Source organism: Kribbella shirazensis (assembly GCF_011761605.1).
GTDB classification, from domain to species: domain Bacteria; phylum Actinomycetota; class Actinomycetes; order Propionibacteriales; family Kribbellaceae; genus Kribbella; species Kribbella shirazensis.
Map to the genome: position 1 here is coordinate 6,083,688 of NZ_JAASRO010000001.1, position 24,214 is coordinate 6,107,901.

21 protein-coding genes, 2 tRNA genes and 1 riboswitch are annotated in these 24,214 nt (G+C 69.6%); of the genes, 2 read left to right on the plus strand and 21 right to left on the minus strand.

Annotated elements, in window-relative coordinates:
- Positions 1 to 24: 24 nt before the first annotated feature.
- Together BJY22_RS29340 and BJY22_RS29345 are read right to left on the minus strand one after the other, a co-directional pair.
- Positions 25 to 450 carry a DUF805 domain-containing protein gene (locus BJY22_RS29340; protein WP_167213038.1) on the minus strand — a complete coding sequence of 142 codons (426 nt, stop codon included), beginning with the start codon at positions 448 to 450 and terminating at the stop codon, positions 25 to 27.
- Positions 451 to 591: 141 nt separating this feature from the next.
- Positions 592 to 1,260, minus strand: a complete 669-nt coding sequence (locus BJY22_RS29345) for a class I SAM-dependent methyltransferase (protein ID WP_167213040.1) — start codon at positions 1,258 to 1,260, stop codon at positions 592 to 594.
- Between the two features lie 135 nt (positions 1,261 to 1,395).
- Between BJY22_RS29345 and BJY22_RS29350 the strand changes: the two genes are divergently transcribed.
- A complete protein-coding gene (locus BJY22_RS29350; RefSeq protein ID WP_238350492.1) occupies positions 1,396 to 3,507 on the plus strand; it encodes an SCO7613 C-terminal domain-containing membrane protein in 2,112 nt (703 codons plus the stop codon).
- On the opposite strand, the gene BJY22_RS29355 is transcribed toward BJY22_RS29350, so the two are convergent.
- From BJY22_RS29355 to BJY22_RS29375, 5 genes are read right to left on the minus strand one after another with little or no spacing between them, the layout of a single operon-like run.
- Positions 3,496 to 5,196 carry an IucA/IucC family protein gene (locus BJY22_RS29355; RefSeq protein ID WP_167213041.1) on the minus strand — a complete coding sequence of 567 codons (1,701 nt, stop codon included), beginning with the start codon at positions 5,194 to 5,196 and terminating at the stop codon, positions 3,496 to 3,498. The genes BJY22_RS29350 and BJY22_RS29355 overlap by 12 nt on opposite strands.
- Positions 5,193 to 6,446 carry a lysine N(6)-hydroxylase/L-ornithine N(5)-oxygenase family protein gene (locus BJY22_RS29360; protein WP_167213042.1) on the minus strand — a complete coding sequence of 418 codons (1,254 nt, stop codon included), beginning with the start codon at positions 6,444 to 6,446 and terminating at the stop codon, positions 5,193 to 5,195. Before BJY22_RS29360 ends, BJY22_RS29355 begins: the two co-directional genes overlap by 4 nt.
- A gap of 1 nt (position 6,447) precedes the next feature.
- On the minus strand, positions 6,448 to 6,963 hold the full coding sequence (locus BJY22_RS29365; RefSeq protein WP_337759396.1) for a GNAT family N-acetyltransferase: 516 nt from the start codon (positions 6,961 to 6,963) through the stop codon (positions 6,448 to 6,450).
- Positions 6,960 to 8,591, minus strand: a complete 1,632-nt coding sequence (locus tag BJY22_RS29370; RefSeq protein ID WP_337759397.1) for an IucA/IucC family protein — start codon at positions 8,589 to 8,591, stop codon at positions 6,960 to 6,962. The genes BJY22_RS29365 and BJY22_RS29370 overlap by 4 nt, the downstream gene beginning before the upstream one ends.
- The gene (locus BJY22_RS29375; RefSeq protein WP_167213045.1) at positions 8,588 to 10,084 is read right to left on the minus strand and encodes a pyridoxal phosphate-dependent decarboxylase family protein; all 1,497 of its coding nucleotides are present in this window, start codon (positions 10,082 to 10,084) and stop codon (positions 8,588 to 8,590) included. Before BJY22_RS29375 ends, BJY22_RS29370 begins: the two co-directional genes overlap by 4 nt.
- 176 nt (positions 10,085 to 10,260) lie before the next feature.
- Here BJY22_RS29375 and BJY22_RS29380 point away from each other — a divergent pair, with 176 nt between their 5' ends.
- On the plus strand, positions 10,261 to 11,505 hold the full coding sequence (locus BJY22_RS29380; RefSeq protein ID WP_167213046.1) for a tetratricopeptide repeat protein: 1,245 nt from the start codon (positions 10,261 to 10,263) through the stop codon (positions 11,503 to 11,505).
- Here BJY22_RS29380 and BJY22_RS29385 read toward each other — a convergent pair.
- From BJY22_RS29385 to BJY22_RS29450, 14 genes are all read right to left on the minus strand, one after another.
- Entirely contained in the window at positions 11,502 to 13,850 is a 2,349-nt protein-coding gene (locus BJY22_RS29385; protein WP_238350493.1) for a hypothetical protein, read from the minus strand. The genes BJY22_RS29380 and BJY22_RS29385 overlap by 4 nt on opposite strands.
- A gap of 31 nt (positions 13,851 to 13,881) precedes the next feature.
- A tRNA-Pro gene (locus BJY22_RS29390) sits at positions 13,882 to 13,956 on the minus strand.
- A gap of 35 nt (positions 13,957 to 13,991) precedes the next feature.
- Positions 13,992 to 14,063 (minus strand) — tRNA-Ser (locus BJY22_RS29395).
- Between the two features lie 110 nt (positions 14,064 to 14,173).
- Positions 14,174 to 14,491, minus strand: coding sequence for a helix-turn-helix domain-containing protein (locus BJY22_RS29400; RefSeq protein ID WP_167213048.1), 318 nt, complete (start codon positions 14,489 to 14,491; stop codon positions 14,174 to 14,176).
- Positions 14,488 to 14,853 (minus strand): type II toxin-antitoxin system RelE/ParE family toxin, encoded by a 366-nt coding sequence (locus BJY22_RS29405; protein ID WP_167213050.1) that lies wholly within the window; start codon positions 14,851 to 14,853, stop codon positions 14,488 to 14,490. Before BJY22_RS29405 ends, BJY22_RS29400 begins: the two co-directional genes overlap by 4 nt.
- A gap of 50 nt (positions 14,854 to 14,903) precedes the next feature.
- Positions 14,904 to 16,205: a serine hydrolase gene (locus BJY22_RS29410; RefSeq protein ID WP_167213052.1), complete on the minus strand. Its 1,302-nt coding sequence runs from the start codon at positions 16,203 to 16,205 to the stop codon at positions 14,904 to 14,906.
- A complete protein-coding gene (gene gcvP, locus BJY22_RS29415; protein ID WP_167213054.1) occupies positions 16,202 to 19,042 on the minus strand; it encodes an aminomethyl-transferring glycine dehydrogenase in 2,841 nt (946 codons plus the stop codon). Before gcvP ends, BJY22_RS29410 begins: the two co-directional genes overlap by 4 nt.
- 74 nt (positions 19,043 to 19,116) lie before the next feature.
- Positions 19,117 to 19,205: riboswitch (glycine riboswitch) on the minus strand.
- Positions 19,206 to 19,223: 18 nt separating this feature from the next.
- Complete coding sequence (locus BJY22_RS29420; protein WP_167213057.1) at positions 19,224 to 20,114, minus strand: dihydrodipicolinate synthase family protein; 891 nt, start codon at positions 20,112 to 20,114, stop codon at positions 19,224 to 19,226.
- Between the two features lie 12 nt (positions 20,115 to 20,126).
- Positions 20,127 to 20,633: a MerR family transcriptional regulator gene (locus BJY22_RS29425; RefSeq protein WP_238351358.1), complete on the minus strand. Its 507-nt coding sequence runs from the start codon at positions 20,631 to 20,633 to the stop codon at positions 20,127 to 20,129.
- Positions 20,634 to 20,949: 316 nt separating this feature from the next.
- Complete coding sequence (locus BJY22_RS29430; protein WP_167213062.1) at positions 20,950 to 21,444, minus strand: bifunctional nuclease domain-containing protein; 495 nt, start codon at positions 21,442 to 21,444, stop codon at positions 20,950 to 20,952.
- Between the two features lie 72 nt (positions 21,445 to 21,516).
- Positions 21,517 to 22,221: a transcriptional regulator FtsR gene (gene ftsR, locus BJY22_RS29435; protein WP_167213065.1), complete on the minus strand. Its 705-nt coding sequence runs from the start codon at positions 22,219 to 22,221 to the stop codon at positions 21,517 to 21,519.
- Entirely contained in the window at positions 22,208 to 22,759 is a 552-nt protein-coding gene (locus tag BJY22_RS29440) for an FHA domain-containing protein (protein WP_167213067.1), read from the minus strand. Before BJY22_RS29440 ends, ftsR begins: the two co-directional genes overlap by 14 nt.
- A 112-nt stretch (positions 22,760 to 22,871) precedes the next feature.
- Positions 22,872 to 23,255, minus strand: coding sequence for a glycine cleavage system protein GcvH (gene gcvH, locus BJY22_RS29445; RefSeq protein WP_167213070.1), 384 nt, complete (start codon positions 23,253 to 23,255; stop codon positions 22,872 to 22,874).
- A 73-nt stretch (positions 23,256 to 23,328) separates the two neighbouring features.
- Positions 23,329 to 24,213: a DUF881 domain-containing protein gene (locus BJY22_RS29450; RefSeq protein ID WP_238350494.1), complete on the minus strand. Its 885-nt coding sequence runs from the start codon at positions 24,211 to 24,213 to the stop codon at positions 23,329 to 23,331.
- Position 24,214: the final 1 nt, after the last annotated feature.

Genomic DNA, 24,214 nt, shown 5'->3' on the forward strand with positions numbered 1-24,214 from the left:
GCGGGGCGTTCGAGTCGTTCGGTCTCAGACGGTCGGGTAGCCCGGCTCCGCCGGACCCGCCGCACCCGGGCCGCCGAACCGCTCGGCCGCCTTCGGGTCCGGACCGTACTGGTTGTCGCCGGCGTTGCCCTCCTGCGCGGCCAGGACGATGAACCAGATGAACCCGACACACGGGATCAGGTTGATCAGGATCCACCAGCCGGAACGGTTGGTGTCGTGCATCCGCCGGATCGCCACCGCGATCGAGGGCAGCAGTACCGCCAGGCCGTAGATCGTCTGCAGCCAACCGTTCGAGTCGCCTGGGCCGTAGTTGAGTCCGAGCACCCGGTCCAGGATGGACAGGACTACCGAGACGATGAAGCTGAAGAGCACGAACATCCAGTACTCTTTGCGCCGGGCCCGCCCACTGAACACGGTGTACTTCTTGAGAACGTCGATGTACCACTGCATTGCTGTTACTCCGATGGTCGAAGGTGAGACGCGGACAGAGCTTGTCGGAACCGGTCGGGATCGTCAATGCGACATTTCGGTTGGTGACCACAACGCAACCTGAGCCGTCGGCAACCAACCGCCCGGAACTTAGAGCTGGCTTCAGGTTTCCTGTGCAGGCTTGGTCATCGCCACCAGCAACATCCGCCGTTGTCCTTCGTCGTAGGGCGTGAGTTCGTCGAGTTGCCAGTGGCCGGCGAGCTCGCCGACCAGGTCCTCGTCGAAGAACCGGCCGACGAACCCGTCGTACACCGACAAGCCGTCGTCGAGTTGACGAGAGTACTGGGTACAGGGGTCGTCCGTGGAACAGACGGCGTACACGAAGAGCCCGCCCGGGCAGAGCACCCGCCGCACCTCGGCGACGAGCGACCGCAGCTCGGACGGAGAGAACGTCATGTTGAGCAGGAGATTCGCGAACACCGCGTTCACCGTCGCATCGGCCGGCGGTAGCGGGTCGCGTACGTCGTGCAACGCGGCGGTCACCCGGTCGTCGAGTCCCTCACGCTGCGCCGCGTGCCGCAGCTGGTCGAGCGCCGTGTCGCTGAAGTCGGTCGCGTGCACGCTGAATCCCTGCCTGGCCAGGAAAAGCGCGTCCCGCCCGTGGCCGGATCCGAGTTCCAGTACGTCGTCGATGCCCGCGGCACCGAACCGTTCGACCGCGCGGTGCGCCGCCGCCGAAGGCTCCGATCCGTGCAGCTGCGGGCGTTGCGCGTACGCCGACTCCCAACGTTCCTGCTGAGCTCTCGCGAGCTCGACGTACCCAGTGTTCATGGTGCTCCCCGTGGTCGTCACGCCGGTCTGGACGATCGGCAGACCGCAGCAGCCTACGTCAGAACTTTGAGTAGACGTACTCAAGCGGCGAACCGTTCCGCCTCGGGACAGTGGAACGGACCCGAGGAGGACCCGATGCCGACCGCCGCCATCACCTGCCCCACCTGCCGCACCCACCTGCAGCTGACCCTCGAGCCGGCCCTTTATCCACAGCCTTACCCACAACCCCTCGGGCCGCCTCCGGCTCCTGCCCCACCCGTAGCACCTCCCGTAGCACCGCCCGCAGCACCACCCGCAGCACCACCCGCAGCACCACCAGCCGCGGCCCGCGCGACCCAGCAGCCGACCGGCGCCCTCCCGCGCTACCCCTCCCGCTTCGGCGCCCCACGTCCACTCCCCCAGCAACAACCGCCGCAGAGCCCGCCTCACAAGCCTGCCGCCGCGTGGATCCGCCGTCTCAGCCCGCAGGCCACCCTCCTCGGCCTCGGCGTACTGCTCCTCCTGGCGGCCGGCGTCACCTTCCTCGCCGTCAACTGGCGCAACCTCCCCGTCGCGGCGCAGGCCGCCATCATCGGCACCCTCGCCGCCCTCGCCTTCGCCGGCTCGATCCCCGCGAGCCGCCGTACCCTCACCGGCACCGCCGAGGCCCTCGCCATCCTCGGCACCGGCCTGCTCACTGTCGATCTGTACGGCGCCCGCACCCTCGGCCTCATCCCTCCGACGGAGATCGACGGCTTCACCTACAGTGCGATCGTCTTCGCGGTCGTCTCCGCAGTCACCCTCCTGATGACCCGCCTGGCACCCAAGGTCGTCACGTACGGTGTCGGCACGGTCATCGTCGGCCAACTCCCGCTCCCACTCGTGCTGCTCGACCGCGCCGGCCTCCCGGTCATCCTCGGCGCCCTGCTCGCACAAGTCGTCGCCACGCTGATCCTGTCCGCGAAGGGCACCCCGATCGTCCGCCGTACCGGAGCCGTCACCGCAACCGTGGTCTTCTGCGGGATCCTCCTGACCGGCACGTCCCGCACGCTCTGGGGTCTCCTGGCGACCACCACCCTGACGACGACCATCGCAACCGCCGCCGTCATCTGCCTCTCGGCCGCGACCGGTCTCACGATCCTCCGCAGACGCCCGCTTCCGGCCGCGATCCCGGCCGTCCTCGCCGAAGCCGTCTGCGCCGCAGCCGCCGCCTTCGCGGTCGCAACCACGCTCCCGCAACTCCCCGGCCCGGGCCGCTGGCTCACCACCGCCCTCGCCACCGCTCTCGCCGTCACGGAACTGGTCGCGTCCCGCCGTACCGGCAAGCTCGCCGTGGTCCTGCACACCGCAACCGGCACCGTCGCAGCCGTCGACATCGTGTACTGCTTGGCGACGAACGACATCCGCCAACTCGGGTACATCGCCGCGATCCTCGCCGTACTGGCCGTCGTGTCCGCCGCCCGCACCTTCACCGACCTCGTACCGACCGCCGCGGTCGCCAGCCTGAGCGCCCAGTTCGCGATCGTGTTGTTCGCCATCGACGGGTACGTCGACGCGTGGCCGGCCGCCGTCGCGCTCGCCGTCGTCGGCGCGATCGGCACTTCCGTCACCTGCCGGTACGTCGGATCGGCGGTCGAACCCGTCCTCCTCACGACCTCCGCCTGCGCCGCGGTACTGGCCGAAATCGCCGCCGCGACAACTCCCGCCCTGACCGCGACCGGCGTGGTCCTGACGATCACGGCCGCACCGTTGATCGCCTACGGCATGAATCCGCGCCGACGCCCCGCCTTGCTGATCGCCGCGTTCCTGCTCGTCAGCGCCAACACCGCCTTCATGCTCGGCGCGGGCGCCCACACGCTGGAGTGGTACACGGTCCCGCCCGCTCTCGTCCTGCTGGCCGTCGGCATCCTTGCCTGGCGCAACCAATCCAGCTGGGTCTACCTCGGCCCCGGACTCCTCCTCGGACTGGCCCCGTCCGCGCTGGCCGCCGACACCACCCACGACTGGCTGCGCGCGACCCTGGTGGTGGCTGCCGCCGTCCTGCTGATCCTCGTCGGCGTCCGCCGCTCCCTCCAGTCCCCGTTCGTGATCGGCTCCGCCGCCGTCGCCAAGATCGCCCTCGCCCAGTTCCTGGAGGTCGCGCCGCTGATCCCTCGCTGGATCACGCTCGCCACCGCAGGCCTGATCCTCCTCACCACCGGCGCCACCTACGAACGCCGCCTGACCCAAACCAAACAAGCCGCCCGGTGGATCACCTCACTGCGCTGAGTGCAGCGGATTAGGGATGGTGCCGGTGACTGGGATGGGTGGGCGGGTGTCCAGGTCGGTGTAGCCGAGGGTCAGGCGGTAGCCGTTGAGGGGGTAGCGCGCGAACGTCTCGCCGGTCAGGGCGGTGGCGGCCAGGCGGTCGGCGTACTCGGGATGGTTGGTGGCGTAGAGGTCCACCTCGGCGCGGGTCAGGGACCAGAAGGTGGCTTCGGGGATGAGGTTCTGGGCGGCCAGCGGGTTCAGGACGCCGAGCAGCAGGGCGTCCACGACATACTGGCGGAGGACGGGCCAGGGTTTGCGGGGCAGGACGCGGGCGTGCGAGTCGGGTTCGGGGCCGCGGGCAACGATCGGGTCGGTGGAGATGTTGATGTCGTCGACCAGGTCCTTGATGACGAGGCGGGCGGGCAGACCGGACGCGTCGCAGATGACGGCGAGGTTCTCGCCGTGCGGGTTGACGGTAATGCCGTAGTGGTGGAGGAGGTGAAGCAGCGGACGGAGCAGGGTGGAGAGGAGGTGGCTGAGCCAGGTCCTGGAGTCAGTGCCGCTGCGGGCGAGCGCGGCTTCGGTGAAGCCAGGGTGGAGTACTGCGGCCAGCGGCCACACGGACTCCCCGTCTTGCAGACGCGGGTCGACCGGGTCCCTCCAGATGCAGCCGAGGGTCTCGGTCCACTGATACGGAATGCCTGTGTGCGTGGAGAGTTGGGGATGTGGAACGGTGACCGAGGCAACCTCTCCGAGGAGCTCGGTCCCCAGCTGCTGGAGCAGCTCGTCGCGGGACCACAGGCCGCGCAGCCATTGGGTGATCATCGGCGCGGCCAGCGTGCAGTGCTCGGGGATGCCGCGGTAGACCGAGGTGTTGAGGATCTTCAGCGGAAGCTTCACCTGATACCGGTCCGGCCGGGTGGTGTTGACCATCGTGCGGATCGACTGGGTGGGCAGGTACTCGTCGGGGCTCTCCCCCAGTACGACGATCTCGCCGGTCGCGAGCTCCCGGGCCCACTGCGTCCGGACGACGTGATCCAACTGCCACGGATGACACGGGAGCCACACGTACGCGTCCGGGTCGTCCAGCCGGGCCCGGAACGCCTCCACGGTCGGTGGGTCCAGCTCCCTGGCGATGACCGAGTGCTCCGACAGGTCCGGCGTACCGCGGAACTCGGCGAGACCGCGTCGTACGGCGAGCCAGGTCAGGTGCAGCGGAGTACGGGCCTCGGGGGCGTACCGCAGGCTGTCCTCGGCCGAGAAGCCCAGGCGGCCCTTGTTCGCCACCAGCAGCGGGTGCCCCGTGAGGTGTCCCTCCAGCCGGGTGTGGTGAAGCTCGAGCAGATCAGCGGCAGGTACAGCGGTAGCGGCCATCCGTACGTCGGCGGCGAGCGTGCTCGTCAGTTCCGCGACGTACCCGGCGGCGGTGGGCCCGTCGACGCCCAGTACGTCGGCAGCTTCGACGAAGAACTGGATCGGGTCCGTGGCCACCTCGCTCTCGTCGTTGCCGAGGATGCCGGCAGTGGTACGGCGGATGGACGCTGGATCGACCCGCCAGCTGCCGAAACCGCCACGGGTCGCGTCGAAGGTGTAGCTGACCGCACCGAGGTCCAACCGGTTGTCGACCGGTTCGAGCAAGCCCTCGGTACAGAACTGCGAGATCAGCTTCGCCAGCAGCTGCGCCGAACAGTCGGTCCAGATACTCATCCCGGGATCGCAAACGTCGTGTAGGCCGTGGACTTCGGCAGCCGGAACACCTCTCGGCCGGCGACGCTGTTCAGGATGGTCGCATTCCGGATCGCTCCGATGCCCAGGTCCGGCGCCGCGACCCCGTGGCTGTGCAGGTCTGCGTTGGCGACGAAGATGCGTCCTGCGAGCGCGTCCTCGGTCTGCACGCTGTGGTCGCGGTTGATGATCCAGCGGCCGGCCGCGTCGTGCTGGATCTGCTCCTGCAGCGAGTCCAGGAATGGCAGCGAACGGTTCCGGTAGCCGGTGGCAGCGACCACCATGTCCGTCCGGTGCTGGAACGTCTTTCCGCTGTCCGTGTGCAGCATCGTCAACTCCAGGCCGTCAGCACGCGCCACCGCTGACACCACTGCCACGCCGCAGAGCAGTTCAGCGGCGAGATCCCTTGTGTACAAGACGTCGTGGATGTCGTCCAGCGTCTCTGAGGAGATGCCCTTGTAGTGCCGCCACTGTTCCTTCACGAGACGATCGCGGACCGGTTCATCGAGTCGGTGGAAGTAGTCGACGTACGACGGGGTTGTCATCTCCAGCACGAGCTTGGAGTAGTCCAGCGGCGCGAACGACGGCGTACGGGTCAGCCAGGACACAGCAGGACCGTCAGCGCGCAGCAGGTCCAATGCGCACTCGGCACCCGACTGCCCGGAGCCGACGACGGTCACCCGACCTGTGCGCAGCAGGTCGTCCCGACGGAACAGGTAGTCCGCAGAGTGCAGGAACCGCTCAGACGGCAGTCCAGCCAGCGCAGCAGGCACGAACGGCTCAGTACCGACACCGACCACCAGATGCCGCGCCTCGAACCGCTCGACGCTCTCGCCCCGCTCCACCGTCAACTCGAACGAAGACCCGTCACACACCGCCTCCCGCACGTGGTGACCGAAGTGCAGCGAGTCCAACTGCGCGGCACACCACCGCAGGTACGTCTCGTACTCCCGCCGCGTCGGGTGGAACTTCTCCCGCACGTAGAACTGATACAGCCGGTCGTTGTCCTTCAAGTACGACAGAAAGGACAGGCGGTGTGCAGGCTCCACCAAACTCACCAGGTCCGCCAGGAACGACACCTGCAGCATCGCGTCCTCGAACATCAGCCCGCGGTGCCAGGTGAACTCAGGCCGGCTGTCGAGCACAGCCAGTTGTACGTCGTCCACACCGTCCGCCAGCGCGGCGAGTCCGAGGTTGAACGGCCCACAGCCGATCGCGATCACGTCGTACATCTCAAACCTCCTGCGCGGTCCGGGTGCGGACCATCAGTACTGCTGTCTTCTCGGGCAGCTGTAGCTCCCCGTGCTGGACGAAACCGGCCGCGGCGAAGGCGCGGACAGACGGTGTGTTCTCGGCGTCCGGTTCGGCAACTACCCGGCTGCATGCCGGTTCGGCGCGCAGCACGGTGTCCGCGACCGCGCTGAGCAGCCGCCTCCCGAGGCCCCGGCCGACCCATGTGGCATCACCGATCGCCACGTGGACGCCCCAGTCCTGGTCGTCGTAGGCGTAGTACTGCGCCAACCGGTCGTGACGGACCCGGTACAACTCGACGTACGCGAAGTCCTCGCTGTCCATGGCCACCACGTACGGCGTGGAGTGTTCGCCCGCTGTTTGCTGCTCGATCTCCTGCGCCCAGCGCTCGACCGACCAGCTCTGCTGCCACCAGCGATGGACGTGCGGCTGCGCCATCCACAGTGCGATGCGAGGGGCGTCAGTGGGCTCGGCCGGGCGCAGGTCGAATTCACTCACCGCAGCGGGTTCGGGATGTCGAGATAGACGGACTGTGCGTCCAGCGGCGCTACTACCTCGTCGATGCCGCGCAGTCGGGTCAGCATGTTCGCCTTGCATGGCAGTGTGTCCGCGTCGAGCCACCGGCGTGCCAGACGATCGCCCTCCGGTCCAGCAGCCTTCAGCAAGGGCAGCGCGAGTGTCAGCCGCTCCCGGACCACACCGAGCAGTTCACTCTCGTCGGCGACCCCGTCCGCCGCCAGGCAGCCCACCACGGCCAGCGCCTGGTTGTGCAGCAGGTAGTAGGTCAGCCGGTCGTCGACGATCGGGTCGTCGACAACAGCCAGTGTCGAGTCACGCAGCCCGGTGACCGCCAGCAGACCACGCAGGTACGACGAGGCGAGGTAGTACCCCTGGTTGTCGCGGTAGGCGCCGCCCTTGATCCGGCCCGCGCCGTCCAAGCGCACCAGGGTGTTCTGCTGATGCGCTTCGAGCCCGATGCCCGTTTCGGCGTACAGGTGCAGCATCGGGACCAGCACGTTGTCGATGTACGCCGCGGTCCAGCCGGCCGGATCCTCAGCGGCGAACTCGCTCAGCCTGCTGACGCCGCCGGGACGCGGTGCGACCAGACCCGCCAAACAGGCGTAGCTGTTGACGTCCGCGGGAACCTCGCGGACGGCGACGTCAAGGCCGGTCAGCGTCGGTCCGCCTTCATCCAGCGCAACCCAGGCAGGGTCGCGGACGATGGTGAACCGTGGGTGCGCGGTGGCCGTCCCCGCGTTGTACGCCGCGTCGAGCAACCGGTTGATCTCCAGCCCGCGGCGCAGCTCCGTCGGGGTCGACTCCCGCCGCGAGTTCGTGATCCGCAGTCCGAGCGACAGCTTGAGCATCACGGGCAGGTCCGGGTGGAAGACGGTGCGCAGGCTCGACGTCGGGTACCACTGAGCGCCGTGCGGACCCAGGGCCTTCATCCGCCCGGCGGCGATCAGTTCGGCGACCCGTGGCCGCTGCTGCACCGACGCCGCCTGCCACGGGTGGGCCGGGATCAGGACCCGGCCCGACGACGGGGTGATACCGGCCAGCGCGCCCATCAGCTGCACAGCGTCCAGTCCCTGCAGCGAGGGCGCGCCGGCCACCTGGTCCGACGACACCAGTTCGGCGTCGGCTTCGAACCAGTGCACTGCGAAACGGCCACCGAGCTCCGGCGAGTACGCCGCCAGCTCGTCACCGCTCAGCCCGTCCCGGCTCTTCGGCGCCGGGTGGTTCAGATGCCCGAACAGCAACGCCTGCTCGAGCTCGAGGAAACGACCGGGGCCGCGTTGACCGTCGGCCTGGTCGACGAAGAGCGTGACGTTGCGCACAGACTCCGCCGTCCGCGCCGCCAGGTCCTCGACCTCGGCCGGGTCCGCCCCCGCGGACAGCACCCGCACGAGCGCCTCCGGCGCCGGCGGGACCCCGTCCAGCCGTACGTCGGTGAACTCGTGCAACCCGGTCCGCGACGCATGTTCCACCCGCGCCGTCACCGTCGCCCCACCGGCCTCGAAGGTCAGCGGTCCGACCGCGACCGGCACGGACGACTCCCGCGTGTAGCACCGCAGGATCGCGTTCAGATGCGCCTCGACTGCTACTTCGACTGCCACAGAACTCACGCTGCTCCTTCGCCGGTCAGCACGTCGAGGCCGGTGGCCACGACCTGGTCGAGCAGGTCCTCGATGTCCGTCGCGGTGGCGTTCGGGTTCAGGAGCGTCAACTTCAACGCGACCGCCGCCGGGCGGCCGCCGCGGGCCGGCAGCTTGGTCCGGCCGATCAGCACCCGCCCGGAGGTCAGCAACCTGCGCCGGACCTCGCCCTGGAGGGCGTCCGCAGCGGCCCCCTCCAGCCCCTGCCCGGCGACCCGGAACAACACCGTGGTCAAGGTCACCGGCGCCAGCAACTCCAGGTTGCTGTCGGCAACGACCCGGGCCGCGGCGGCGTGCGCGAGCTCGTGACAGGTGTCGAGCATCGTTCCCAGTCCGGACCGCCCGTATGCCGTCAACGTGGTGGCAACCTTGACCGCGTCCGGACGGCGGGTGGTCTGCAGGCTGCGCCCCAGCAACCCGTCGAGCCCGGAGTCGATGTCGTCCGCCGGGTTCAGGTAGTCGACGGATCGGTCGAACGCCGTGAACCGGGTCCGGTCCGCCACCAGCAGCACGCTGGTCGCGGCCGGCTGCCAGCCGATCTTGTGCAGGTCCAGCGTCACCGAGTCCGCCAGCGACACCTCGGCGAGCAGCGGCGCGAGCCGGTCGGAGAACAACGCCCCGAACCCGTACGCCGCGTCGACGTGGACCCAGGCGCCGTACTGCCGGGCCAGCGCGGCGATCGGCGCGATCGGGTCGATCGATCCGAAGTCCGTCGTACCGGCCGTGGCGATCACCGCGACCGGCGTCCGGCCGGGCTTGGCGAGCTCGTCGGCGAGGACGTCGGTCCGCATCCGGAAGTTCTCGTCGGAGGCGATCGTGATCGCGGCCTGTTCCCCGAGGCCGAGGGCGGCGCAGGCGCGCTGCACCGAGAAGTGGGCGAGCTCGGAGCAGAACACCACCGGGCGGTCGAGGCCCCGCAGACCGTCCCGCCGTACGTCGATCCCGGCGGCCGCGGCCGCGCCGTCCCGGGCGATCAGCACCGCCAGCAGGTTCGAGATCGAGCCGCCGGGCGTCAGCACGCCGTCCGCCTGCGGCCCGAAGCCGGCCAGCGAGGCCAGCGCTCGCACCACCCACTGCTCGATCGCCAGCGTCGCCGGCCCGGAGTCGTAGGTATCCATCGACGCGTTGCTCGCCGACGCCAGCGCGTCCGCGTCCACCGCGACCTGGAGCACCGGCGGCTGCAGGTGCGCCGCCGCGTGCGGGTGGCTCAGGTCGATCCCGTGGTGGTCGAGCAGGCCCGCGATCAGGTCGAGCGCGGCCGACTCCCCCACCCCTGTCGAGGGCACCCGCGGCTCGCCCAGCACCTCCGCCGCGCGCCGCAGTACCGATCCCGGCGACCCGTGCGGCAACGGTCCACGCTCACGGTTTGACACGGTCGAGGCCAGCGGCCAGCGCGCTGTGAACGGATCGCGGACGCGGGCGGGCGGAGCGGTCACGGCGGTCAGCCGTGCGGGCTGCGACATCCAGTTCTCCCGGGAAGTTGTCGAGTAAGGCAACCCTTACTAAGGCAGCCCTAACTTTTGCCCGCCTCACTCACCGTGTCAACTCAACCACCCACGACGTGAACATCCTCACGATCCGACGCAACGCAATCCGCCTCCCGCGCATCTCACTCATCAAGGCATCAGGGGGAGGCACGATGACGAGCTTGCGCGAGATGTACATCCGCGGCGGGGTGCAGATGGCCGCTACGGCCGCCGTGGTCGCGGGCGGGATCGGCTGGCTCGCGGGCTGGCGGTACGGGCACGCACTGATCACGTTGGGGCTGGCCCTGTATGTCTGCACGCTCTTCCCCCGGCGAGCAGGCAGGTCGTGGCACACCACGCTGGCGTTCTACGCCGCGAAGGAGGCCGCGAAGAGCTACGAGGCGGGGCAGTTCGAAGATGCCGCCGCCGCAGTGGCCTCCCAGGTCGGCCACCTGCGCAAGCTCGCCTTCATCCGGCCGGACGAGTCCAAGTACCTCGGCAACGCGCTGACCGCGCAATGGAACACACTGACGAAACTCGGGCGCCACGCGGACGCACTGGTGGTCGCGGAGGAAGCGGTCGCCGTCTGCCGGATCGTGGACCAGGGACGTCCGCCGCTCGACCGGGCGCTGGAGCTGGTCGAATGCAGTCTGTCCGAGTTCCCCGACGAGCCGGCCGGCGCCTCGGCGGACGAGTTGCTCGCGCTCCGCTCCCAACGGGCCGACGAGGCCAACCGGCTCCGCGCCCGGTCCCTGGCGATCGTCGCCGAGCGCCACCTGGAGCGCAGTGAGCACGACGCTGCGCACCCGTTGCTCGAGGAGGTGACGCGGATCCTGCGGTACCTCGGATCGGACGAGAAGCTCGTGCCCGCGCTGACCGAGCTGGGCCACTGCCGGACCCGGCTCCGCGAGTACGAGCAGGCGCGGGCCAGCTACGGGGAAGCTCTTGCGATCGCGGGCACTCTCGACCCGGTCGATCCGGAGGACATCCTCGGCCTCCAGATGAATCTGGCCGGTAGCGCGCGCGAGCTCCAGCAGTACGCCGAAGCCGTGCGGCTCGACGAGGCGGTGGTCGCCGTACTGCGCGCGGATCATCAGTCCGAGTCCCCGCACGAGAAATCGCTCGAGCGCCTCACCTGGGCCCTCACGACGCTCGGGGACGATCTGCGCGCCCTACACCGGCTCGAGGAAGCGCTGGCGGCGTACAGCGAGGCTCTCGAGCTGCACCGCGCCGCGGACCGTCCGGGAGGAGTGGACGAAGCTCTGCCACCCGTCATCCGTACCTTGCGGGCGCTGGGCCGCCCCGACGACGCCCGCCCGCTGGAGGACGAACTATCCTCCCTACGCAAGGCCCCTCGACCCGGAACGATCTACACACTCCGGATTCCGACCAGCGACGAGGCCCCCTCGGAAGGCTAGGTCTTCAAGCCTGATGGCTGAGCCTTGACCCGGGGCATGCACCAATGCGGACCGGAGCTCCAGCCCAGCAGGCGACGACCCCCGCCGGCCGTGCGGCCTGCGGCGTCGAAGCGCTCTCCTGCCGCCACCGCCGCGAGCCCGTCCACGGCCGGGGCGAACCGTGGGCCGAGGACGGTCGCTCGATCCGCAACCTGCGCCAAGACCTCGCGTTGTGCGGCGCTGTCGCAGAAGCTCAGGTAGAAGATCGCCTGACGCCAGGCGTACGCCGTGTTCTTGATGCTCTGCAGCCCGGTGATCCACGTCGACGCCGGCTGGGTCTGCCGATCGATTGCCCAGGCGAACGTACGGTGGGCGAGATCCGGCGCTGCGTCCCGCAACCAGTCCGTGAGGTGCAGCGCCTCGATCAGCACGGCGAGGTTGTGGGTGGTGAGGATCTTGCTCTGCTCCAGCACGGTGCCGTTCTCAGCGACGTACCCACCGGACTGCGAAGTCTGCGCCTCCTCTGCCCGCCGTCGGCACTCGGCGGCGAAGTCCTCCGCGACCGGCTTGCCCCAGCGGATGCGCAACCGCTTGCCCCGCTGCGGCGGCTCGACCGGCGCCCAGACGTCAGGTACGTCGTAGTACCGCGCGTACAACGTCCCGGACAGCACTCGGCCGGCGAGCACCGCCGCCTCTCGCCACTTCTGGGTGAACGTGCCCATGAAGATGTCTGCCGCGACCTCCTCGACGAGGGGCAGCTTCAGACCGGCCTGCGAGGCGAGGGCACCGAACTCGCGGACGAGCGGGTTCGGCAGGATCGCGTGTGGGAACGCGCCGAGCGCCGTCATCGTCGTCTCGCGCAACGACTGGACCGCCGCGTGGGTGGTGAGCTCCTTCCGTTCGCGGAGCGGCGCGACGGCGGCCACCCAGGGCAGCTCGTCGAAGCGAACCTGGTGCTCGAGATTGAGCAGCAGAAGGCTCCGACGGCGGCGGAAGGCGGCGTACGTCTGCGCGTAGACCGACGCCAGCGCGGCGTCCTGGATGTTGGCTGCCAGCAGCTGGGACGTGACCTGTGGCAAGACGCGCGCGAGGACCTCCCCGGAGGTGATGACGCCGCGCTCCACCAACTCACCGATCGGCGCTTCGAGTGACCGGGCGGTCTTCGCCAGCAGGTGCGCCGGAATCGACGCGCCCGCCGAGGCGGCGTCCTCGGCCTCGGTCACCTCGACGGCGATCGGGTCCAGCGTGGGCAAGCCGCCGTCCGCCGGGAAGCGGTCCAGCCTCGCACTCAGCACCCGTGCCACGGCGGCGTACGTCGGGCGTGCGGCGACTGCGCCCTGGACAGCCCGCAGCGCGGCGCGGGACTCGGATCCGGGTGCGCCGTGGGGCTGAATCGTGTTGGCCAGCGCGCGACGGATCCAGCCCACGTCACGGCCGTTCAGCGCCGAACTGTCCTCGGGACAACGCTGGAGCGCCGAGTGCAGCCGCGCGAAGTTGCTCTTCGGATGCCGGTGAGCGTTCGACGCCTGATGGACGGCGGCCGCGGCGCGGTAGTCGTCCAGCCAGCGCCGCCGACGCTGCGCCCAGTTGTCCGGCCACCGCCGGCAGGGCCAGCCACCGGTCACTCCGTCGGGGGTCAGGGCCGGAAGCTCGTCCTCGACCGTGTCACACCACAGCTCCACGAGCCGGTCGTAGAGCGGGTTCCAGATCTGAAGTGTTTCCCGCATGGACTGCAGCTGTGGCGGCACCGTTGCCTGCAGCAACGCTGCTCGGGTCTCTGCGACTGGTTGCAGGCGCACCACGGATCCCGAGGGAGCACCCGAGCGGCTGAACGTCGGAGTGAAGCGCAGACGGTCCATCAGCGGGCGCAACTCGGCCACCAGATCGAGCGCCGCGGCGAAGTGCTCGTGCTCGAGGAGCCAGGCGACCACGAGCAGCGCCGACTCCTCCGGTACGTCGACGCGGTACCGGCCGGTGCGGAGCACCTGGCCGAGCTCCGCGAGCCCTTCGTCGCCGAGGTACCAGAGATTGAGTCGTTCGCGGTCGGTCGCACCCGGCGCGTCGGCCGGTATCCGCGCGAGCTCCTCGTCGCGCAGCGGCACCTCCGCGAGGTACCGGCCGGTCGCGAATCCTCCCGTCACCACTTCGAGCGTGACCCAGGCGGGCGTGTCCGCGACCGGTGTCCGCGAACCGACCGTCAGTCGCCCGGAGGCCATCCCGTCCAGCACGTTGCGCCAGGCCTCGACCCGGGCAGCCGCGCGTCGGCGTACCGCGGCGTCGTCAGCGGTCAGCGCACGCTCGAAGGCGTGCTCCAGCCGCCGCATCGCGTACCCGGCCGACGCTTCCGCCCGTGGCTCGTCCGGCATGCCGATCCCCGTTCTCTCGACGAGTCGTGCCTGGACCTGGAGGCGAGGATCGAACTCGCGCCCTCCCGGTCCCTAGCCGGGTGCTCTACCACTGAGCTACTCCAAGGCGATACCGCACCGCTCACGAGCCGTACGACGTCGACATGGAGGCAGGACTCGAACCTGCGCCCTCCCGGTAAGCAGCCGGGTGATCTACCCCTGATCTACTCCATGCAATGCCGAACAGCCTAGTCACCCGACCACCCGACGACGACCCGTTTCTCCCCACCTGTGGACAACTCAGCGCCCGTAGGGCGTCCAGGTGAGGACGAGGTTCGCGGTGTTCAGGCGATGGCAGCGATGTCGCCGTCGTCGAAGTAGATTGCCTGATGCAGGCGGCCGCCAAGCGCGGACGCATAGCGGAGCAGGACCTCTTGGCCTGAGATCTTGCCTTGCTCGATCTGGGAAACCCGCCCCTTGGTAACGCCCATCCGTTCGGCAACCTGCGCCTGCGTCAGACCACGAGCGCGCCGGATCTCCGCCAGGCGGTGCCCCTGAACCTCCGCGAGGAGCTCCTGTTTGCCGGCCTCGACGGCCTCCTCGCCACCGGCACGCGCAACCGCCTGATCGCGAATGTCCCTCCAGTTCACGTAGCCGCTCATCGACCATCCTCCTCTTCGGCCTGGCGTTCCTTCACGTAGATCTCGTACCTGTGCTCCGCAATCGGGATGGCTTCGTCGTACCAAGCCTTCCATCGCCCCGCCTTGTCCCCAGCGACGAGCAGGATGCTCGATCGCCACGGGTCGAACGCGAACAGGATCCGCACTGTCCCCGGTCTGAGCTCCTTCAGATTCGGCAGTCGGGATCCGGTAATCGTGTCAACAAGCGGCCGTCCGAGCCCAGGTCCTGCCTCAGCCAGCGCATCGATCGCCTGCACAACCCGCCGATGAGTAGCGTCGTCCAGGTCCTCGATCCACGCACGCACCTCGTTGACGATGTAGACGTCCCACTCGTGCATCGCCATACCCTAAGTATAGCAAATGGTAAACCTGTCGACGATCTACTGGTACGTGATCAGCGCCCGTACGGTGTTCGGGTGAGGGTGAAGGTGGCGACGTTGAGGTGGGAGATGGTGTTGCCGTCGCGGATTACGTGGAGTTTTTCGCCGGCGAGGTAGCCGTCGCGGCCCTGGTAGAGGTCGGGGCCCAGTGGGGTCAGGCGGGTGGTGAGGCCGCCGGAGAGTTGCAGGATCCCGGCGGTCGCGGAGATCGTGAGTGGGGTGTTGCCCCAGTACCAGTGGCCGAGCAGCTCGGCGCCCTGTGTCAGCGGCGGCTCCGGGACCCACTCCTGGGCGATCGGCGGCTCGTGCCGCGTGAGGATGCGGACCAGGTCGGGTGCCAGCGAGGCGACCCGGCCGTACGTCGCGTTGCCCAGCGTCACTGCCCCGACGCGGCGGACCCGGTCGACGAACAGTCCGGCGAGGAAGCCCGGCATCGAGCCGGTGTGACCGACGAGCAGATGCGGGTCGTCCGCGATCAGCCGCAGGCCGAGGCCGTACGACGCGTTCAGGCCCTCGCGCGGATCGGATGCGACCGGCGCCGCCATCTCCTCGACGGACTCCCGGCTCAGCACCTCAGGCACCGGGTCGATCCAGAACGTCGCGTACCGCGCCAGGTCCTCGATCGTGCTCCACAACTGCCCCGCCGGCGCCATCGCACCCGAGTCGTACGACGGCTCGGGATCCAGCTGTGCGCTGAACGGGTGCACCGAGAACCCCTGCGCGGACGGGCCTTCCGGGAAGTACGACGTACGCCGCATCTCCAACGGGGCGAGGATGCGCTTGCGGGCCAGGTCCAGCCACGACTCGCCGCGCAACCGGGCGACGATCTCGCCGAGCAGGCCGTACCCGAGGTTCGAGTAGTGGTGCCGCCGGTCCGCCGGGCCGACCGCCTGCGCGTCGCTCATCGCCGCGGTCAGCTCGTCGAACGTGACGCCCGGATTCCGTTCCCACCAAGGGCCCTCGGGTTCGGCGTTCATCCCGCCGCTGTGCGCGAGCAGGTGCCGGATCGTGCGGTCCCCGAACGCGATCCCCGGCAGATGCTTGCCGACAGCATCGTTCAGCGTCAGCAACCCGTCGTCCCGGCACTGCATCACCAGCACCGCCGTCAACGTCTTGGTGATCGACCCGACCCGGTACTGCACGTCGGTCCCCGGCAACCCACCGTCACCCGTCGCGAACCGCCCACGGACGCCGGTCCACACCAGCTCGCCGTCCCGAACCACCCCGGCACACACCGACGGCAACTTCCACTCGCTCTGCGCCGCCGCAACCTCAGCAAACAGCCCGTCGGCAGTATCAGGACGTACGGAAGTCACTCAAACGCCTCCGGGGCTGGGCAGGAGCAGATGAGGTTGCGGTCGCCGTGGGCGCCGTCGATGCGGCGGACGGGGGGCCAGTACTTCGAGGCGCGGTCGACCGAGCGGGGGAACGCGGCCTCTTCGCGGGTGTACGCGTGCTCCCACTTGTCGTTGATCACCGACTCGGCGGTGTGCGGCGCGTTGACCAGCGGGTTGTCGGTGGCCGGCCACTCCCCCGCGGCGACGCGGTCGATCTCGTGCCGGATGGCGATCATCGCGTCGCAGAAGCGGTCCAGCTCGCCCAGGTCCTCGGACTCGGTCGGCTCGACCATCAGCGTGCCCGCGACCGGGAACGACATCGTCGGCGCGTGGAATCCGTAGTCGATCAGCCGCTTCGCGACATCGTCGACGCTGATGCCGGTCTCCTTGGTCATCGGCCGCAGGTCCAGGATGCACTCGTGCGCGACCAGGCCGTTCTCGCCCGTGTACAGCACCGGGAACGCGCCCTCGAGCCGCTTCGCCACGTAGTTCGCGGTCAGGACCGCGGCCTTGGTCGCGGCGGTCAGCCCCTCGGCGCCCATCATCCGGATGTACGCCCACGAGATCGCCAGCACGCCCGCGGACCCGAACGGCGCCGCGCTGATCGGGCCGACGCCCGATTCCGGACCGGCCTGGTCGAGCAGCGGGTGGTTCGGCAGGTACGGCGCCAAGTGCGCGGCGACCGCGACGGGGCCGACCCCCGGACCGCCACCGCCGTGCGGGATGCAGAACGTCTTGTGCAGGTTCAGGTGGCTGACGTCGCCGCCGAACTCGCCCGGCTTCGCGAGACCCAACAGGGCGTTCAGGTTCGCGCCGTCGACGTACACCTGGCCGCCGTGGTCGTGGACGATCCGGCAGACCTCGCGGACGCTCTCCTCGTACACGCCGTGCGTCGACGGGTACGTGATCATGATCGCGGCCAGCCGCTCGGCGTGCTCGGCGGCCTTCGACCGCAGGTCGTCCAGGTCGATCGTGCCGTCGTCGTTGCCCTTGACAACGACGACCTTCATGCCGGCCATCACCGCGGACGCGGCGTTCGTCCCGTGCGCCGACGCCGGGATCAGGCAGACGTTGCGGTCCTCGTCGCCCTGCGCGCGGTGGTACCCGCGGATCGCCAGCAGGCCGGCCAGCTCACCCTGCGAGCCGGCGTTCGGCTGGATCGAGACCTTCGCGTACCCGGTCACCTCGGCCAGCCAGCGCTCCAGCTGACCGATCAGCTTCACGTACCCGGCCGCGTCCTCGACCGGGGCGAACGGGTGCAGGTCCGCGAACTCCGGCCAGGTCACCGGCTCCATCTCGGTCGTCGCGTTCAGCTTCATCGTGCAGGACCCGAGCGGGATCATCCCGCGGTCCAGCGCGTAGTCCTTGTCGGACAGCTTGCGCAGGTAGCGCAGCATCGCCGTCTCGGACCGGTGCGTGTTGAACACCGGGTGCGTCAGGTACTCCGTGGTGCGCGGCACCGCGATCGCGCCGGCGCCGAGCGTGTCGTCGTACTGCGCGCCGAAGGACTGGCAGACGCGGGTCAGCGTGGCGACGTCGGTCTTCTCGTCGCAGGAGATGCCGACGTGATCCGCGTCGACGAGTCGCAGCCAGATGCCGTTCTGCCGGGCGGCGTCCACGACGTCCGCGGCACGGCCCGGGACGCGGGCGAGCACGGTGTCGAAGAAGTCGTCGTGGACGACCTCGACCCCACCGGGGGGCAGCGAGGCGGCGAGCTTCCCGGCGTACTGATGCACCCGCTCGGCGATCGCGCGCAGCCCCTCCGGACCGTGGTAGACGGCGTACATCGACGCGACCACGGCCAGCAGGACCTGCGCCGTACAGATGTTCGACGTCGCCTTCTCGCGACGGATGTGCTGCTCACGGGTCTGCAGGGCCAGCCGGTACGCCGGGGCGCCGTCGGCGTCGACGGACACGCCGACGAGGCGACCGGGCAACGAACGCTCGAGACCGGACCGTACCGACATGAAGCCGGCGTGCGGGCCGCCGTAGAACAGCGGTACGCCGAAGCGCTGCGAGGAGCCGATGACGATGTCGGCACCGGCCTCACCCGGCGCCTCGAGCACCGTCAGCGCGAGCAGATCGGAGGCGACGGCAACCAACGTGTCGCGCTCGTGGGCCGCGGCGATCAGCGGCTTCAGGTCGCGGACGGCGCCGTTCGAGCCCGGGTACTGCACCAGGAAGCCGAAGAAGTCGCCTTCGGGCAGGCCGTCGGTGGTGTCCGCGACGACGACCTCGATCCCCAGCGCCTCGGCGCGGGTCCGGACCACGGCGATCGTCTGCGTGAAGCAGTCGGCGTCGACCAGGAACCGGTCGGACTTGCTCTTCTTGTTCGAGCGGTGCGCCAGCGTCATCGCCTCGGCGGCCGCGGTGCCCTCGTCGAGCAGCGACGCGTTCGCGGTCGGCAGGCCGGTCAGGTCGGAGACGACGGTCTGGAAGTTCAGCAGCGCCTCGAGGCGGCCCTGGGAGATCTCCGGCTGGTACGGCGTGTAGGCGGTGTACCAGGCCGGGTTCTCGACCAGGCGGCGCACGATCACGGACGGGGTGAACGTGCCGTAGTACCCCTGACCGATCATCGAGGTGACGACGGTGTTGCGCGCGGCGAGCTGCCGGAGCTCGGTCAGCGCGTCGACCTCGGAGGCCGGTTCGGGCAGCCGCAGCGCCTCGGCCGAGCGGATCGAGGCCGGGACCGCGGCGTCCACGAGCGCGTCGACGTCGTCGTACCCGAGAAGCTCGACCATCCGGGCGATCTCGTCCGGGCGCGGCCCGATGTGCCGGTCGGCGAAGGTCGCCGAGAGCTGGGGGATGTCGTTCACTAGAGGCTCCGATGCTGACAGACGCTGCCGGTGGCCTCCCCCTCTGTCACGCGGTGCTCGCGCTCCAGAGTCGCCTGTGACACTCGGTCCATGGGCCTGAGAGGTTCCGGGGAGGAATTGCCCCTTCGGCGCCCGTGACACGGGACTCTCCCGAGTGTTGTGTACGGCAGTCCCGAGGTTATCAGGAATCGGCGAACAGTTCGGGCAGCAGCCTCCGGGCGTCGGGGCGGGCCGCTGCCACCTGCTCCTCGGTCGCCGACTGCATCGGCCAGCGGACCCGGGTGCCGACATCGGCCCAGTCCCCCACCGCGGCCAGGAACTTGTCCAGCGCAGGGTTGGACAGTCCGGCCTTCTGGAGCGGTACGACGTGGGCTGCGAAGAACTCCTCGATCCGCCGCTCGACGTCGAGGTCGGCGGCGTACGCGACCGCGCCGTTCGGGGAGAGCGCCGCCACGTTCGAGTAGCTGCCGTGTGCTCCGAGTGACGACATACTCGCCAGGAAGTGGCCCGGCACGAAGATCGCGAGCCCCGACCGCATCGCCTCGTCGAACCACGCCTTGTCACCGCCGGCCGTCTTCAGCCCGACCAGACTCGGCACCGCCTGCGCCAGCTCACACAACTGCTGCGGCCCTACAGCGGTCTTCGCATGCGGCGGGTTGTACAACACGAGCGGCACGTCTCCCGCCACGTCAGCCACGCGCCGCAGGAAACTCAGCATCTCGCTGGGACTCAACGGCAACCAGTCCGGGGCTATCACCTGGATCGCTCCGGGCGCGAGTTCCACAGCCCGCTCGACCCGCGACAACTGCACCTGCGCCGACGGATGACTGGCCCCGATCTGGAACGGCTTCCCCGTGCCGGCCAAAACCTGATTGACCCGGTCGAACTCGTCCTCGGTCAGCGTCTGGAACTCCCCCGCCGTCCCGTGCGCGTACAGCCCGTGCAGGTTGGTGGCGCTCAGCACATCAGCTTGAGCCTGCAGCCGTCCCCAGTCGATCGAGTCGTCGGGGTTCAGCGGCAGCAAAAGAGTCGCCCACACACCGCGGAGCGAGTCGGCAGTGAGTGGGCGCACAAGAAAACTAGGTCAGCCGGTCATCCGCGCGCGGCGGCGGGCGGCGAGCTCGTCGCTGGCGTGCGGCTCGGACTCGTCCTCACCGTGGCCGTCGGCCCGCTCGGTGGGCAGCTCGGACAGCGAACCCTCGACCTCGCGCCAGACGCCGCCGAGCGCGATCCCGAACACGCCCTGGCCGCCGGCCAGCAGATCGATGACCTCGTCCGGCGAGGTGCACATGTACACCGACGCGCCGTCGCTCATCAGCGTGATCTGGGTCAGGTCGTCGAAGCCGCGCTTGCTCAGGTGAGCGATCGCGGTCCGGATCTGCTGCAGCGAGATCCCGGCGTCGAGCAGCCTCTTGATCACTTTCAGCAACAAGACGTCACGGAAACCGTACAACCGCTGCGTCCCGGAGCCGGTCGCCGGACGGACCGACGGGGAGACCAGGCCGGTCCGGGCCCAGTAGTCCAGCTGCCGGTAGGTGATCCCGGCCGCGGCGCAGGCCGTCGGACCGCGGAACCCGACGTCCTCCGGCATCGGCCGCAGGTCGTCGTCGAACAGCAGACCCTGGACACCGGCGGTGGCAGTAGCGGCTGCCACGGCCTCGGCGTGCGCGTCGGACGTCGACTGCGCCGTCAGATCCGTGTCCCCGGTGCGTGTCACGCCTGAGCCTCCCTGGATACCGACTGGAACGAGTCATCTCCGTGGAGTGACACCACCCCACGACTCCTTCACGGTAAGCCGCCGCCCGAACCGGGTCAACGACAACCGCACCGAGCCGGGAGCGTGTCGCGACCGTCGTACGAATCGTTACCTGACCGCACTTGCAGCCTACGCCCGGGGAACCAGGGCGTCAGCTCTTGTCGAAGTCCTCCGGGGTCACCTGGTCCAGGAACTCCCGGAACCGCTCGACCTCCTCTTCCTCCTCGACCTCGTCCGCACCGTTCGACTCGCTCTCTGGAACCGGGATACCGGCCTCGGCGAGGATCTCCTCGGCGCAGAACACCGGGGTCCCGGTGCGCAGCGCAATCGCGATCGAGTCCGACGGCCGCGCGGAGATCTCGGTCTTGTCGTCGAACACCAGGATCGCCTCGAACACGCCGTCGGTCAGGTTCACGATCCGGACCTGGCTGAGCGTGTGCCCGAGCACCCGGATGGTCTCGGCGAACAGATCGTGGGTCAACGGCCGGGGCGGCTCCATGCCCTGCTGGGCGAAAGCGATCGCACTCGCCTCGGCCGCGCCGATCCAGATCGGCAGGTATCGCTCACCTCCGACCTCCCGGAGCAGCACGATCGGCTGACTCGAGGGCATCTCCACCCGGACTCCGACCACGTCGACTTCGCGCACACCTTCAGCCTACTCCGCAGTCAATCCCCGGGCAGTCCCACCGTCTCGTCCCGGACACCCGTCCGGCCGGGTTCAGCGTGGGAGGCGGGAGCGGACGAGGGCGGTGTGCAGGCGGACGGTCAGCGCGGCGAGCTCCGCGGTCTGCTCGGTACGGCGTGGACCCGTGACCTGCTCGATCAGGCCGACCTCCCGGTCCGCCGCCGTACGGAACGCACGCAGATGCCGCGGCTCGATCCCGTACGACGCCAGTTCGGCCGCGACCTGGGCGATCACGATCGCGTCGCCGCCGTAGTGGTTGCCACTGGCCACCACCAGACCGTGGCTCTCCAGCTCGTCCAGCAGCTCCCCTGGTACGTCGGCAGCGGTCCGCAGCTCGTCCCGGGTCAGCCGCAGCTCGGTGCCCGCGGCGCCGAAGTCCCCGAAGTCCTCAGGGACCGGCTGGCCAGGGGTCTGCGGCAGCGAACTGGGCGCGACCGGCGGGCCTGCGGCGGCCGGTCGCAGCCCGCGGTCGATCGCGCCGAGATGCTCCTTGATCACCTTCAGCGGCAGGTACTGGTCGCGTTGCGCGGTCAGCACGTACCGCAACCGCTCGACGTCGGCCGCGCTGAACTTGCGGTAGCCGGAGGCCGTCCGGGCCGGTGTCACCAGCCCTTCGGCCTCCAGGAACCGGATCTTCGAAATCGTGACGTCGGCGAACTCGGCCTGCAGGAGCTGCAGCACCTCTCCGATGCCGCGGCCGCCCGCCGACCCTTCGGCGCTCGGATCAGGCCTGGCCACTGGCGTAGTACACCAGCCGGTACTTGCCGATCTGGACCTCGTCGCCGTTGTTCAGCTGGACCTCGTCGATCCGGTCACGGTTGACGTACGTCCCGTTCAGGCTGCCGACGTCGCGCACCTTCACGCCGTACGCGTCCCGGCGGAACTCCGCGTGCCGGCGCGACACCGTCACGTCGTCGAGGAAGATGTCGCTGTCCGGGTGCCGGCCGGCGGTCACCACGTCGACGTCGAGCAGGAACCGGCTGCCCGCGTTCGGGCCGCGCTGGACGATCAGCAGGGCGGACCCGGCCGGCAGCGAGCCGACGGCGGCCTCGTCGTCGGCGGTCAGCGGCTCACCGGTCTGCTCCGGCTCCGGCTCGGCGCCGATCGGCGTCAGCATCGCGGTGTCGGTGACACCGGGCGTCTGCTGCGTCCGCGCCGGCGGCGGGGTCGCCGGGGTGGCCGCCGGGCGGTCCGCGCCAGGCAGCATCGCTCCGCACTGCGAGCAGAACCGGCTGCCCTCGGAGTTCTCGTGCCCGCACTGGTTGCAGAACGGCATGCTGTGATCCTCCCGATCGCCGGTGGTCCGGCGACGTTTTCGATAGACCCCGTGTTAACAAGTGTGGACATAGGCCTCAACCCTCAACGAGCGGTTGAGGCCGGTAACGCTATCAGTTCTGGTCGAGCTGTCCTTGGTAGGCGTCGGCGTCCATCAGCGCGGCCACCTCGGCGGTGTCCTCGACCTCGATGTCCAGCAGCCAGCCCTCGCCGTACGGGTCGGTGTTCACCAGGTCCGGCTGGTCGGCGAGCGCCTCGTTGACGGCGGTCACGGTGCCGTTCACCGGGGCGAACAGGTCACTCACGCTCTTGGTCGACTCCAGCTCCCCACAGGCGTCGCCGGCCCGCACCGCGCTGCCGACGTCGGGCAGCTGCACGTACACGATGTCACCGAGCTGGTCCTGCGCGAAGTCGGTGATGCCGACGCGCACGGGTCCGTCCTCGCCGGCCTTCACCCACTCGTGCTCGGCCGTGTACTTCAGGTCTTCGGGGTACACCGTCGTTCCTCTTTCACTAAGTACAGCTGGGGGGTAGGGGTACTGATGACTGCTGATGCGGCTACTGGTGCGACTACTTGGTCGGGCTGGGCGCCGGGCGAGCGTAACGATGCTCCTGCGGCGCGTGCAAGGCGGTGATCGAGACGCTCTCGAGCTCGTTGACCTCGGCCGTTCCGCCCACCTGCGGACCGGTCACCTCACTCACCAGACCGCCCGGGAAGTTGGCCGCCTCGGCCAGGTTGTGGGACTCCCCGATCGCCTCGATGACGTACGGCGAGGACACCTTCTGGCCGTCGATCCGGACCCCCGGGGCGTCGTCCACGAGGTCGGTACTGGCGACGACCCGCACCGATCCGTTGATCTGGATCGCCTCGGCGCCGGCGTCGCGCAGCTCCTCGATCGCGTCCAGCAGGTTGCTCGAGGTCATCTTGCCCTGCGGGTCGTTCAGCGTGATCCGGACCCCGGGGCCGACGGCCGGCATCGTGCCGGCCAGGATGCCGAGCGTGCGGATCTGCGCCTCGGCCTGTTCGCGGGCGGTCTGTGCCTTGTCGGCGCTCGAGGACAGCGAGTTCTTCCGCTCCTCGAGGTCGGCGATCTCGCTCTCCAGGCGGCGGGTGTTCTGGCCCAGGCCGTCGAGGATCGCGATCAGGTCCTCGCGGCGGGCGTTCTGGTAGCCGTCGTCCGCCCGGTTCACCCGGACCTGGACGACCGCCACGCAGGCGACGAGGGCGAGCACGACGGCGACGATCGCCTGGCCGCGGGACGGCTTGAACCCGGCGCGCAGCCGCCGCAGCGCCAGGTTCGGCGTCTTCGGCTTCGGCATCGGAGTCGGCGTCTCCGGCTGCGGCGGCTCGGCCTGCGCTGCCTTCTCCGGCGTCGCCTTGGCGGCCGGCTCGGGCTTGTCCGGCTTGGCTGCCTTGTCCGGCTCGGCTGCTTCGTCTGGCTTGTCGTCAGTCATG

Bases quoted from the DNA above. Each gene is read 5' to 3' on its own strand.
- BJY22_RS29340 (WP_167213038.1), bottom strand. From the start codon at position 450: ATGCAGTGGTACATCGACGTTCTCAAGAAGTACACCGTGTTCAGTGGG.
- BJY22_RS29345 (WP_167213040.1), bottom strand. From the start codon at position 1,260: ATGAACACTGGGTACGTCGAGCTCGCGAGAGCTCAGCAGGAACGTTGG.
- BJY22_RS29350 (WP_238350492.1), top strand. From the start codon at position 1,396: ATGCCGACCGCCGCCATCACCTGCCCCACCTGCCGCACCCACCTGCAG.
- BJY22_RS29355 (WP_167213041.1), bottom strand. From the start codon at position 5,196: ATGAGTATCTGGACCGACTGTTCGGCGCAGCTGCTGGCGAAGCTGATC.
- BJY22_RS29360 (WP_167213042.1), bottom strand. From the start codon at position 6,446: ATGTACGACGTGATCGCGATCGGCTGTGGGCCGTTCAACCTCGGACTC.
- BJY22_RS29375 (WP_167213045.1), bottom strand. From the start codon at position 10,084: ATGTCGCAGCCCGCACGGCTGACCGCCGTGACCGCTCCGCCCGCCCGC.
- BJY22_RS29380 (WP_167213046.1), top strand. From the start codon at position 10,261: ATGACGAGCTTGCGCGAGATGTACATCCGCGGCGGGGTGCAGATGGCC.
- BJY22_RS29385 (WP_238350493.1), bottom strand. From the start codon at position 13,850: ATGCCGGACGAGCCACGGGCGGAAGCGTCGGCCGGGTACGCGATGCGG.
- BJY22_RS29400 (WP_167213048.1), bottom strand. From the start codon at position 14,491: ATGAGCGGCTACGTGAACTGGAGGGACATTCGCGATCAGGCGGTTGCG.
- BJY22_RS29405 (WP_167213050.1), bottom strand. From the start codon at position 14,853: ATGGCGATGCACGAGTGGGACGTCTACATCGTCAACGAGGTGCGTGCG.
- BJY22_RS29425 (WP_238351358.1), bottom strand. From the start codon at position 20,633: ATGCCGGAGGACGTCGGGTTCCGCGGTCCGACGGCCTGCGCCGCGGCC.
- BJY22_RS29440 (WP_167213067.1), bottom strand. From the start codon at position 22,759: ATGCCGTTCTGCAACCAGTGCGGGCACGAGAACTCCGAGGGCAGCCGG.
- BJY22_RS29450 (WP_238350494.1), bottom strand. From the start codon at position 24,213: ATGACTGACGACAAGCCAGACGAAGCAGCCGAGCCGGACAAGGCAGCC.